This window comes from Shewanella sp. 10N.286.52.A9, assembly GCF_041468985.1.
In the GTDB taxonomy this organism is placed as follows: Bacteria; Pseudomonadota; Gammaproteobacteria; order Enterobacterales; family Shewanellaceae; genus Shewanella; species Shewanella japonica.
Window position 1 is genome coordinate 174,544 of record NZ_JBFRJQ010000005.1, and the last position, 12,029, is coordinate 186,572.

Annotated in this window: 9 protein-coding genes; 8 read left to right on the forward strand and 1 reads right to left on the reverse strand. The window is 40.8% G+C overall.

Annotated elements, in window-relative coordinates:
- The first annotated feature begins 16 nt into the window (after nt 1-16).
- The 3 genes from cysI to AB4128_RS04855 all read left to right on the forward strand — a co-directional run bounded on the left by cysI (nt 17) and on the right by AB4128_RS04855 (nt 4,865).
- Complete coding sequence (gene cysI, locus AB4128_RS04845; protein WP_119968053.1) at nt 17-1,708, forward strand: assimilatory sulfite reductase (NADPH) hemoprotein subunit; 1,692 nt, start codon at nt 17-19, stop codon at nt 1,706-1,708.
- Between the two features lie 32 nt (nt 1,709-1,740).
- Nucleotides 1,741-2,484: a phosphoadenylyl-sulfate reductase gene (locus AB4128_RS04850; protein WP_372037126.1), complete on the forward strand. Its 744-nt coding sequence runs from the start codon at nt 1,741-1,743 to the stop codon at nt 2,482-2,484.
- A gap of 659 nt (nt 2,485-3,143) precedes the next feature.
- The gene (locus tag AB4128_RS04855) at nt 3,144-4,865 is read left to right on the forward strand and encodes a hypothetical protein (RefSeq protein WP_065109594.1); all 1,722 of its coding nucleotides are present in this window, start codon (nt 3,144-3,146) and stop codon (nt 4,863-4,865) included.
- A gap of 71 nt (nt 4,866-4,936) precedes the next feature.
- Here AB4128_RS04855 and AB4128_RS04860 read toward each other — a convergent pair whose 3' ends face one another.
- A complete protein-coding gene (locus AB4128_RS04860; protein WP_055025194.1) occupies nt 4,937-5,800 on the reverse strand; it encodes a phospholipase A in 864 nt (287 codons plus the stop codon).
- A 290-nt stretch (nt 5,801-6,090) separates the two neighbouring features.
- On the opposite strand from AB4128_RS04860, the gene cobA reads away from it, so the two are divergent.
- The 5 genes from cobA to cysC all read left to right on the forward strand — a co-directional run bounded on the left by cobA (nt 6,091) and on the right by cysC (nt 11,773).
- Entirely contained in the window at nt 6,091-6,912 is an 822-nt protein-coding gene (cobA, locus tag AB4128_RS04865) for a uroporphyrinogen-III C-methyltransferase (RefSeq protein WP_055025131.1), read from the forward strand.
- A gap of 56 nt (nt 6,913-6,968) precedes the next feature.
- A complete protein-coding gene (gene cysD, locus AB4128_RS04870) occupies nt 6,969-7,877 on the forward strand; it encodes a sulfate adenylyltransferase subunit CysD (protein WP_055025132.1) in 909 nt (302 codons plus the stop codon).
- A gap of 74 nt (nt 7,878-7,951) precedes the next feature.
- On the forward strand, nt 7,952-9,394 hold the full coding sequence (gene cysN / locus AB4128_RS04875; protein WP_372037177.1) for a sulfate adenylyltransferase subunit CysN: 1,443 nt from the start codon (nt 7,952-7,954) through the stop codon (nt 9,392-9,394).
- 3 nt (nt 9,395-9,397) lie between these two features.
- Nucleotides 9,398-11,125 carry an SLC13 family permease gene (locus AB4128_RS04880; RefSeq protein WP_055025134.1) on the forward strand — a complete coding sequence of 576 codons (1,728 nt, stop codon included), beginning with the start codon at nt 9,398-9,400 and terminating at the stop codon, nt 11,123-11,125.
- Nucleotides 11,126-11,155: 30 nt separating this feature from the next.
- Nucleotides 11,156-11,773 (forward strand): adenylyl-sulfate kinase, encoded by a 618-nt coding sequence (gene cysC / locus AB4128_RS04885; RefSeq protein WP_055025135.1) that lies wholly within the window; start codon nt 11,156-11,158, stop codon nt 11,771-11,773.
- Nucleotides 11,774-12,029 lie beyond the last annotated feature (256 nt).

The following is a 12,029-nucleotide window of genomic DNA, read 5'->3' on the forward strand; positions in this document are numbered from 1 at the left end:
TGATAGAGGCCACATGATGAGTGAGCAAAAATTAGCAGTAAACGAGTACTTAAAAACCGACAGTGATTATTTACGTGGCACGATTAAAGAAGGTTTAGATACCCAAGTCACGGGATCATTTAGTGATGGCGATCAGCAATTAATTAAGTTTCATGGTTTTTATCAGCAGGATGATCGTGATTTAAGGAATGAGCGTAAAGAGCAAAAGCTAGAGCCTTTATATAGTTTCATGCTGCGTGCTCGTGTGCCAGGTGGTATTTGTTCGCCTGAACAATGGTTAGATGTTGATCGTATTTCATCAACATTAACAACCTCGAATAGTATTCGTTTAACGACACGTCAAACTTTTCAATATCACGGCATTCCTAAGCGTAATTTGAAAACCCTGATCCAAGGTTTAGATAGGGCAGCATTAGATTCGATTGCAGCTTGTGGTGATGTTAACCGTAACGTGATGTGTAACCCAAATCCTGTTGAGTCCAAACTACATCAACAGGCTTATGCTGTAGCAAAAGAGTTGTCAGATCATTTATTGCCTCATACTCGCGCTTATGCCGAGATTTGGTTAGATGAAGAAAAGTTATTAGACACTGAAACTAATGAACCTGTTTACGGTAAAACCTACCTACCACGTAAATTCAAAATGGCCGTTGCTGTACCACCAGATAATGACGTGGACGTGTATACCAACGATTTAGGTTTTGTTGCAGTGGCCGAAGCAGGTGAGCTTGTTGGCTTTAATTTAGTTGCTGGCGGTGGCATGGGCTCAACGCATGGTGAAGTGGAAACGTTCCCAAGATTAGCTGATGATTTTGGATTTATTAAAACTGCAGATGTGATCAAGTTTGCAGAAGCCGTCATGACAGTTCAACGCGATTGGGGTAATCGTGTTAATCGTAAGCGTTCACGTTTAAAGTACACCATAGTTGATCATGGCGTTGCTGAATTTAAAGCTGAAGTTGAAAAACGTGCAGGTGTCAATTTTGAACCCAAACGCGATGTCATGATTGGCGATCGAGGCGATCGATATGGTTGGGTTAAAGGTGTTGATAATAAATGGCACTTGACCTTATTTATCGAAAGCGGTCGTATTAAAGATGTTGAAGGTCAAACACTACAAACGGGTTTACGTGAAATTGCCAAAATTCATAAAGGCGATTTTAGAATGACATCTAATCAAAATATGATTATTGCTGGTGTTGCAGAAGAAGATAAAGCAGCGATTGAAGATCTTGCTCGCCAACATGGCTTTTTTGGTAAGTTAATCAGTCAGACCCGTGGTCATTCAATTGCCTGTGTTGCTTTGCCTACATGTCCTTTAGCGATGGCGGAAGCTGAGCGTTACTTTCCTGAGTTTATTGACCATATTGATGCTTTACAGACGAAACATGGTATTAGCGAACAAGCCATCGTGGTGCGTATGACAGGCTGCCCTAATGGCTGTGCAAGACCCTTTGCGGCCGAGATTGGTTTAGTTGGCAAAGCTCCTGGGCGATATAACTTATACCTAGGCGCAAGCTTTGAAGGTACGCGATTAAATAAAATGTACAAAGAAAACATTCAAGAAGCTGAGATTTTAGCTGAATTAGATAACTTGTTTGGTTTGTATGTACAAGAGCGTGATGCTGGCGAAACTTTTGGTAACTTTACCGTTCGTCATGGCATCGTGAAAGCAGTGAATGATGCTGCGAAAGATTTTCATGGTTAAGGCTCTAATTGAGTCTTACCAATGAGGGATTAATGATGATTAATCAAAATGAATTGCTTGCGCTACTGACTGCTCCTAAAGAGGAGCAGGCTATTGTATTAGCGCAAGTGAATGAGTTTTTAGCTGGATTAACAGCACAAGAACGTGTGACTTGGGGCTTAGCACTGTTGCCGGGCGAACATGCATTATCATCTAGCTTTGGTATACAAGCTGCGGTTATGTTGCATATGGTAAGCCAAGCACAAGCTGATATTCCTGTCTTGTTGACTGATACTGGTTATTTGTTTCCTGAAACTTATCAATTTATTGATCAGCTCACAGAACGATTGGAGCTAAATCTTATCGTTTATAAAGCAAGCGAATCGTCTGCTTGGCAAGAAGCGCGTTACGGAAAGCTGTGGGAACAAGGACTTGATGGTTTAGAGAAATACAACCGTATCAATAAAGTTGAGCCTATGCAGCGCGCTTTAAACGAACTCAATGTTGGTACTTGGTTTGCTGGACTTCGTCGCTCACAGGCAAGCACCCGTGAAGCGTTACCTATTTTAGCCATTCACGGAAATCGTTTTAAATTACTGCCGATTATTGAATGGACTAATAAAGACGTGCATGAATATTTAACCAAACATGATTTGCCTTATCATCCTTTATGGGACCAAGGGTATGTTTCGGTGGGTGATACTCACTCTAGTAAGCCGTTAGAGCTTGGAATGAGCGAAGAAGAAACACGTTTCAACGGTTTAAAGCGTGAGTGTGGTTTACACTACGAAATATAGTTGTGTATTCAAGCGTGATTGACCGGCTTAAAATATCAGCATCCGTGCTGATATTTTTTATTTTGCATAAAATAGTTTGGTTAAGCTTTATTTATCTAGCGTTTAACCTCATTCAATTGGGGTATATTGTTCGCTCAATTAAGACTATTGACTGATTTTATATCTGGTGACATTTTTTCGTCAAAAATCGACTTTAAAATTATGCACAAGTTAATTTTATAGTCTAAATTAGAAAGTTCCCGTAGATGGTTTTTGTCGACACTTTAGGTGGGTTGTTGCTCACCCAGTACCTCCAAAAGCCTCACTCGATTTATCGAGTGCCCAGTGATTGGCTTGCTAGCGTAAGTGCAATCAACTTTGATTTCTCGGTAAGTCACTTTTGGGTGACTTACCGAGAAATTTCCCTTCGTTTATCGTTTATCGTTTACTCGATGTCATCGACTTGTCAGCCATTAAACATTTTTGGCAAATATTTTGTAAATGATGGCTTATCCTGCCCGTTTTCTGTGATTAATTAAAAAATAATGCTAAGTTATTGCGCTAGCTATTAAAAATTGATGTTGATGTGTCGCATTAACCTAATTGAACTCAAAACTAAACCAATAACTCTCAAGGAAGAGTGACTTGTTTTAATGTGCATGTAATTTATGGAGCAAAAAATGAAAAAACTCGCAATTGCTGCGGCTGTTATTGCAGTTGGTGCTGGTGCTTATGTACTCACAAGTAAAGAAGATAACGCTGTTTCAGCGAATGAAATGTTGCAATACATTCCGGCTGACACCTTACTATTTTCAGGTCAGCTAACGCCATTTCCTCTGGAAGATTATTTATATTCCATGCCAATGGGATTAAATAGCAAAGCTTCACTTGAGCAGTTAGAGCAAGCAGGCCCTTTTAGCACTGAACAAGAGCGTTTTTTTGTTAGCTTATATAAGAGCTATCTAACCAGTTTTGAAAACCCAGATTTATTCTTAAAAACGTTTGGTTTTCCTTCTCAAATTGAATCTTATACATACACTTTAGGTGCATTACCGGTATTCAAAATTCAGGTTGAGAATGAGGCGGCAATTTGGGCTTTATTAGATAAGGCGTCTGAAGAGAGTGGCTTAGTGCATAAAGCTGAGTCGATTAAAGGCCTTGAATATCGTGCTTATCCTCTGATTGCAGAAGATGAAACCATTGATATGGTTTTTGCACAACAAGACGGCTGGTTGACGATTACATTAAACACTTCGTTTAACCAAGCTTCGTTGTTAGAAACCGCTTTAGGGCTAACGAAAGTCGATAACCCTATCAGTGATACTAATGTCATCGAAAACATTACGTCTACACATGGCTTCTTACAAGACAGCATCAGCTTTGTTAACCATGTGGAGTTAGTGAAAGGATTAACTTCCTCTGATGGTAATATGTTGGCGAAGCAACTGACTAAACTGGTTGAGATGGATGGTACTCAAAGTGATCCATTCGCTGAATTCAAAACTCCAGAATGTAAAGCTGAGTTTGGTGCTATTGCTGCTAATTGGCCAAAAACGGTGATGGGATTAACGTCTTTCTCCGTTGATAGAAAGCAAACTAATTTTGATGCAAAAGTCGTGATTGAGTCTAATAACCAAGTGATACTAGGTGCATTGACTAAAATGCGTGGCTTTATTCCTGGTTTTGCCCAAAACCTCAATGACAATGTAGCTTCTGTAGGCATTGGTTTGAATGTGATGCAATTGGCGCCGGCATTGACTGAAATTTGGCAAGATCTGCAAACTCCGAGTTATCAGTGTGAAGCGCTAGCGCAAATGCAATATGGCTTAAGCGAACAAAATCCGGCGATGCTCGGCATGATGACTGGTATGGCGAATGGCGTGCAAGGCGTTAGTGCATCTATCATCGACTTCACCTTAACTGATGAAAATGGTGAGCCTGGATTTAAGCAGTTAGATTCGTTAATTGCTCTTTCTGCCAATGATCCTGATATGTTACTCAACATGGTTAAGCCTTTTGTACCTCAGTTAGCGAATGTTGAACTCACTAAGAATGGTGATGCGGTCGATGTCACTCCATACCTAATGTTACCGCCTGAGCTTGGCGTCACTGCTAAAATGGCGGTTAAAGACCAGCATATTGTGATTTATAGCGGTGAAAAAGGTGAAGCATTAGCGAATCAGCTAAATGATGAGCAAGTGGTCGCTAACGGCTTAACAGCAATGTCGTTAGACTATCAGAAACTTCTCACGCCAGTGTTGAAACTGATTGAAGACAGTGGTGAACCTATTCCTGAAGAGATTTCTGCTTTGAAAGATTATGATATGCGCATGCAGTTTACTTTCGATGTCACCGATAAAGGCCTTGCTATCTCTACCAAAGCGAATAGCAAAGCAAAATAAATCATTATGATTACTAATAAAAAAAGGTGAACCTTTGCGGTTCACCTTTTTTATTTACTTATTCGTCAGCGTTATAAGATGTCGTTAATTGATACGCCAATACCGATACGTTGGTTATGGTGGTTATAATCAATCATGCTCTCGCCATAACCGTTAAAGTATTGTGTATATAATCTAAGGTTACCTAGTATAGGGTAACTCCAAGTTGCTTCTATTGCGCCTTTATTGGGGCTATCTAAATTGTTACGTCCCATTAAGGTAAAGCGATGTTCACCTAGACCATAAATCGCCGTCACTTCAAAATTCCCCATGTAATCGCCGATATCTGGGTTGTCATCACCATCTGCTGATGTTGGAGTTTCTTTCTCATCTTCAGGAATGCGATACCAAGCTTTAAATCCGAGTGCAAAAGGACCACGATCAAAAACCATTTCGCCATAAATACGATTCCAGCTACGAGATAAACTTCCTGACTTCCCATTTGATTGATGGACTGCACCAAGGCCCCAAAATGAGTTTCTTAGGCCTGCAACTTCCCAGTCATTGTTGAATAACATAAAAATTTCAGGTTCGTGATTAGTTTCTCTGAAAGGAGATGAGATGTCTTTGTTATATACCTGCCAATAAGATTGGTTGGTATAAGCAAAAAATAAATGACCATTATCACCAAAAACATTATACCAAAGAGGAAATTTGAAGCTTATTTGAAACTTAGCTTCAGCATTATCAACGTGCTCATCAGCGTCGTCGTTACCCGTCTTAAAGTCGACGTATGGAGCAGTATTCGGGGTGTCATTGTAAGTGTAAGGCAGGATGTAATTCACCTTATGAGGTGTGATCACGAAGCGTTTTTCAGATGTCTCTGTCTCACTCTTTACTCGTTCATCAACTAATGACTCATTTGCGAATGCGAGTTGAGAAACGTCATAGAGCATGCATATCGTCAAAGCGATGCCAAAAAATGTTCTCATTGAATTCCCTTTTTACTTAATTTTCGTCATAGGTTATCACCGCGAATACAAAGGTGAAACAAAACTTGCGCATTTATAAAACAAATATAAGACAACAAAGTGCAAATACTAGCAGCGTAATATGTACTGAAAAAAGATTAATAGATAACTCTGTATATAACTAAAAGGAATAAAAGCTAATCAATACATATTATATGTGGAATATATAAACCGCTATATTTACCCTTAATTAATTATCGAAAGGTAAGTAGGTCATGGAATTAGTATCAATGCCTGGTCAGCAGGCTAAAGGCAAAGTATGGTTGGTCGGTGCTGGTCCCGGTGATGTTGAACTACTCACGTTAAAAGCTTATCGCGTTATTAAACAAGCTGATGCGGTACTTTATGATGCACTTGTTAGCCAAGAAATTCTGGATCTTATTCCTGCTGCAGCAGAAAAAATCGCTGTAGGTAAGCGTGTTGGTAAACACAGTGCTGCACAAGATGAGATTAATCAATTATTAGTGACTAAAGCGTATACCCGTAAAAATGTGGTTCGTTTAAAGGGTGGCGACCCATTTATTTTTGGTCGTGGTGGAGAAGAGCTCCAAACTTTAGTTAAAAGTGATGTTGAATTTGAAGTCGTCCCTGGTATTACAGCCGCTAGTGGTACAGCAGCTTATGCTGGAATTCCGCTCACTCACCGAGATTATGCTCAAGGAGTGTCGTTTATTACTGGGCATTGCCAGTTGGAGAGTCGACCGATGGATTGGCAAGGCTATGCTAATTCATCCAACACCTTAGTGGTGTATATGGGTATTTTGAATGCCAATATTATCAGCGAAGGCTTAATGAGCCATGGCCGACATCCTGATACACCAGTGGCTATTGTGTCTAAAGCAACCACGGCTTTACAACAAAGATTTATCGGTAAGTTAAGTGACTTACCCCAATTAGCGGCAGATGCAGCACTTGAAATGCCTGCGCTGATGATTATCGGTGAAGTAGTTGAGCTTGCGGAAACGTTAAACTGGTTTACACCAGCATCCGCAACGACTTCCCAAATACATTCAGAAATTACAGCCCTTGGATTGTAATTTACCCAATTTATTAATTTCTAACTGTTTTGCAGTCTTGGTAATGGAGAGTAATCATGGCAAGTCGTTCATTAAGCCATTTAGAACAACTGGAAGCTGAGAGTATCCAGATCATTCGTGAAGTCGCAGCTGAGTTTGATAACCCAGTGATGCTGTATTCAATTGGTAAAGACTCTTCGGTAATGCTACATCTGGCCCGTAAAGCTTTCTACCCTGGCAAGATCCCATTTCCTTTATTGCATGTTGATACAGGCTGGAAGTTTAAAGAGATGATTAAGTTCCGTGATGAACAAGCCAAAAAATTTGGTTTTGAATTACTGACACATCAAAACCCAGAGGGCGTTGCTCAAGGCATTAACCCTTTTGACCATGGTAGTTCTAAGCACACTGATATCATGAAAACGCAAGGCTTAAAGCAAGCTCTTAACCAATATGGGTTTGATGCTGCTTTTGGTGGAGCACGTCGTGATGAAGAAAAGTCTCGTGCTAAAGAGCGTGTTTATTCGTTTAGGGATAAACATCACCGTTGGGATCCTAAAAATCAACGACCTGAGTTATGGCGTACATACAATGGCGCAGTCAATAAAGGCGAAAGCATTCGCGTATTTCCATTATCAAATTGGACAGAGTTAGATATTTGGCAATATATCTATCAAGAAAACATTGAGCTTGTTCCGTTATATTTTGCGGCTGAACGTCCTGTAGTACAAAAAGGAAGCCAGTTGATCCTTAAAGACGATGACAGAATGCCATTAGAGCCAAATGAAGAAGTGACTTATCAGAAGGTGCGTTTTAGAACCTTAGGCTGTTACCCATTAACTGCGGCAATGAATTCTGAAGCAGACACCTTAGAAAAGATTATTGAAGAAATGCTGCTAACCCGCTCAAGTGAGCGAGAAGGGCGTCTTATTGACTCTGATCAAAGTGCCTCTATGGAACTTAAAAAGCGTCAAGGGTATTTCTAATTTTCTGTGGTGAATGGTTTTCGAGAATTGAATTGATACGAATGTCATCGTAAAGAATGTAAGTGAGAAAAATTATGGATCAAGCAGTGAATAATACCACCAAAATGGCAGCTGAAATCGAGCAGCATGGTGTGAAGGAATATTTAGCGCTTCAGCAGAATAAAGGCTTATTACGCTTTTTGACTTGTGGCAGTGTGGATGACGGTAAAAGTACTTTAATTGGCCGTTTATTACACGATAGTGCGCAAATCTATGAAGATCAGTTAGCAAGTATTAAAAATGATAGCGCCAAAATGGGAACGACAGGCGATGAAATTGATCTAGCGCTATTAGTTGATGGTTTACAGGCTGAACGAGAGCAGGGTATTACGATTGATGTAGCGTATCGCTACTTCTCGAGTGAAAAACGTAAATTTATTATTTCAGATACCCCAGGCCACGAGCAGTACACCCGTAACATGGCAACAGGTGCATCAACCTGTGATTTAGCTGTAATTCTAGTGGATGCTCGTTACGGCGTGCAAACACAAACTAAACGTCATGCATTTATTGCATCGTTAGTGGGCATTAAGCATTTTGTTGTCGCTGTAAACAAGATGGATTTAATGGCATTTGATGAGTCAGTATTCAATAAAATAGAAGCCGACTTTAAAGAGTTCGTTAAAGATTTTGGTGAGCTTGACCTTCACTTTGTGCCACTGTCAGCGCTTAAAGGTGACAATGTTGTTGACCGCAGTTCGCAAACTGACTGGTATCAAGGTGGCACTTTATTAGAGCTATTAGAAACCATTGATACACAGCGTGAATTAGCCGACTTGCCAGCTCGATTCCCTGTGCAGTATGTTCAGCGCCCAAATCTAGACTTTAGAGGTTTCTCCGGTACTTTAGCTTCTGGTTCATTTAAAGTCGGTGATGAGGTCGTTGCTCTACCTTCTGGTAAGCGTAGCAAGGTTGCTCGCTTGGTCACTTTTGACGGTGATTTAGAAGAAGCGGTTGCAGGTCAAGCCATTACAATTACATTAGAAGATGAAATTGATATTTCCCGTGGCGACTTAATTGCAAAGCCCGACAGTGCACCTGCACTAGCAAACCAAATTCAGGCTGACATTGTGTGGATGGATGAAAAACCTCTACAGATTGGTGTGCAGTATGACGTTAAAGTGGCAGGTAAAAAGACTCAAGCAAGTGTTAATTCAATCGAATATGTGGTTGATGTGAATACACTAGCAAAAAGTGATGCTGACAGTCTGCCATTGAATGCAATTGCAAGAGTCCATTTAGAGCTCACTGAATCGATTATTTTAGATCCTTATACATTAGTGCGTGACACTGGCGGCATGATCGTTATCGATCGTCTAACCAATGCAACTGTTGGGGCTGCGATGGTTGTTACAGGTCAGCAAGGTAGTTTGCAAGCTGACTCTCAATTTACTCCATTTGAAGTTGAGTTAAATGCACTAATACGTAAGCATTACCCTCATTGGGAAGCGAAAGATATTAGTGTCTTTGGAAAATAATCAATGAGTGAAGTGTGGCAGCTGGCTATTATATTAATTGCCTTGGTTGGCGGGTTAGTCGCTGGTCTTGCGTCGCCTGCCGCACTGTTCTTTTTTGCACTGTTAACCACTTACTTATTCGGGTTGGTTGATATATCGAGTGCACTTGTTGGCTTTACCAATAACGGCTTAATTACCTTAATCTTGCTCGTGTTAGCAGCGATTGCCTTAGAGAAGACCTCTCTCTTGGCTAGGCTGAGTCAAATGATAGGCAATAGTTCACTGCCAATGACGTTAGCTAAGTTGGGTGTTTCTACTGCTTTATTATCATCATTTACAAACAATACGGCTGTTGTTGCTTCACTGATTGGTGTTGTTCGCCGCAATCAAACCCATGCGCCAGCTAAGCTTCTACTACCGCTAAATTATGCTGCGATATTAGGGGGCACGCTCACATTAATTGGCACCTCAACTAACTTAATCGTTAATTCGTTTGTTGAAAATGCCAACTTGAAACCGCTTGGTTTTTTTGAATTTACATTGGTTGGTATCGTACTGGTTGTAAGCGGCATCGTGTTGTTAATGTTAATCGCCAATACACTTCCTGATAGGCGGGTAGATACGGCAGAAGAGTCATTACCTTATTTGTTAGAAGCGCATGTCGCCGATACATCTGCCTTGGTGGGTAAAAGTGTTGTCGATAACCGTTTACGCGCGCTTAAAAAATTGTATTTAGTCGAGTTAGAGCGCAGTGGTATTCGAATCTGTCCAGTGCCACCTCAGTTAGTGCTGCAAGCTGGCGATGTACTGCGTTTTAGTGGTGCTGTTGAGTCAGTTGAACTATTGCATCAATTTGATGGTTTGGAGTGGTTCGGCAAGCAACAAGCTAAAGGTCAAAACCTTGTAGAAGCAGTGCTGTCTCCTGCGTCTAAATTAGTGGGAACTAGCTTAAAGGATGCGCGTTTTCGTGAAGAGTACGATGCGGCTGTAATGGCAATTAGGCGTGGTCACCTTCCGTTAAAAGGGGGGCTTGGCGATATTGAATTACAACCAGGTGATGTTTTATTGATTACGCCTGGCGATAGCTTTTCGACTAATCCGAGGTTAACTACGGATTTTGCTGCCATTAGCGGCCTAGATCTTAGCGTTAGGTTAGATAGCAAACGCAGTAATTTAGTTTTGTTTGGCTTTGCTATAACCATATTAGCCAGTATTGCAAATATCTTACCCTTAGCTAAAGGCTTGGTGTTGTTGCTATTAGGCTTGCTGGCGATTGGTGCTGTGAATATGACCGAAATTAAACGTCGATTTCCTATTGAGCTGGTGGTGATTGTTGGTAGTGCACTGGGTCTAGCAAATTTAATGCTTGAAACAGGGCTTGCGGATGTCATGGCGCAAGGAATGCTTGGCGTGTTGAATGGATATGGCTATTTTGCGGCTTTTGTGGGGATTTACTTTGTTACTTTGATTCTCACTGAGTTGATAACCAACAATGCTGCAGCTGCGCTGTCTTTTCCTGTTGCCTATGCCGTAGCAGTTAATTATGGACTGGATCCAAGACCTTTCATCATGGCGGTAGTTTTTGGGGCAAGTGCCAGTTTTATTTCGCCTTATAGTTATCAAACTAATCTCATGGTATTTAACGCAGGCAATTATAAGTTTAGTGATTTTGTTCGTTTAGGGTTACCGATGTCGGTGCTTTATTCTGCGGTTGTGATTTCTGTTGTACCAATCGTATTTCCTTTTAAGTAATCAGCAAATTAGGCTGAATTTGGAGTCTTTATGACAGACATAGTATGGCATCAACATGTAATTGACCAAGCCGCCAGAGGTGACCAGAAAGGTCAAAGTCCAGTGTTGCTTTGGTTTACAGGGCTTTCAGGTTCAGGTAAGTCAACGTTAGCAGGAGCACTTGAACGAGCTTTATTTGAATCTGGCTTCCATACCTATCTACTTGATGGTGACAATGTTCGTCATGGTTTGTGTAAAGATTTAGGCTTTAGCTTGGAAGATCGAGACGAAAATCTACGTCGTGTCGGTGAAGTTGCTAAGTTAATGGTTGATGCAGGTTTAGTGGTGCTATCAGCTTTTATTTCACCGACTTTGGCAGAAAGAGAACGCGTGAGAGCATTATTTCCTGAGGGGAAGTTCATTGAAATTCATGTATCAACGCCTTTGAGTGTCTGTGAAGCTCGCGATCCTAAAGGGCTTTATGCCAAAGCAAGAAGTGGAGAAATAGCGAATTTTACTGGCATATCTTCGCCTTATGAGCAGCCCCTTGCAGCTGAATTGACCATTGATACCAGTAAAGGTGATTTAACCACTCAAGTAAATACCTTGCTGGATTACTTAAGCGCCATTCAAGTGATCGATGGGAAGCAGCTTTCTGCACTAGCTTAACCATTCCTCACTATTTTTGACACGGTATAAGTGCTTTGCTTGTGCCGTGTTTTACTTTTAGACTATTTTTAGTCTTCAATGTTAACATTTGCGTTTTTCATCAAGAAGAACGTTAACATCCTCCAAGAAATTTCATTTCATTGTCATACAGATATTGTTGAGTTTACTGTGATCTAGGTCTATGTTGTTTGGTAGTATGTTGTGCTACATCAACAGCGCTTGGTGAGTTTTTGTGCTTATAGGGCCGTTTTTTAGT